General features: G+C 62.2%; 1 protein-coding gene. It reads right to left on the bottom strand.

The features are described 5' to 3' along the window. Positions 1–101 precede the first annotated feature (101 nt). A partial coding sequence (locus DSOL_RS26355; protein ID WP_207649698.1) for a methyl-accepting chemotaxis protein occupies positions 102–481 on the bottom strand: 380 nt, incomplete at its 5' end.

Raw genomic sequence — 481 nt, 5'->3', positions numbered from 1 at the left:
TTGGCGAGTTGCTTCTGCGCCCTCAATTTTCCTTAGGCCAGAGCTTTTTGCCCTCCTTTCTGTTGCTGCAGATTGTCGATAACGGACGTTGAGATTGTTCGCTAATTCTGCCAGCTCCCGGACTGCGACCGCCGGATTGGGACAGTTGTGTCGGCGGCGTCAGCGGCCAGGGTGTTGATGTCGCCTACAGACTGGTTGATGGCTTCGGTAGTGGAGGATTGTTCCTCGGCAGCCGCAGCAATGGAACGGACCTGATCGCCGGCGGCGGCCACCAGCTGGACGATGCTGGCGAGCGAGGCCCCCGAACGCTCGGCCAGTCCGGTGGCATCGGCCACCCTGGCCACGGCCCGGGCCATACGGGCGGCAGTTTCGTCGGCCCCGCGCTGAATACCGGTGATGGCCTTGGCCCACGTCTTTGGTGGCGTGCATGGTTTTTTCCGCGAGCTTTCTGACTTCATCGGCCACGACAGCAAAGCCGCGA

It is taken from the genome of Desulfosporosinus metallidurans (assembly GCF_001936615.1).
Lineage (GTDB): Bacteria > Bacillota > Desulfitobacteriia > Desulfitobacteriales > Desulfitobacteriaceae > Desulfosporosinus > Desulfosporosinus metallidurans.
The sequence above is the reverse complement of the archived record's forward strand: the minus strand, read 5'-3'. Positions and strand labels throughout refer to the sequence as shown.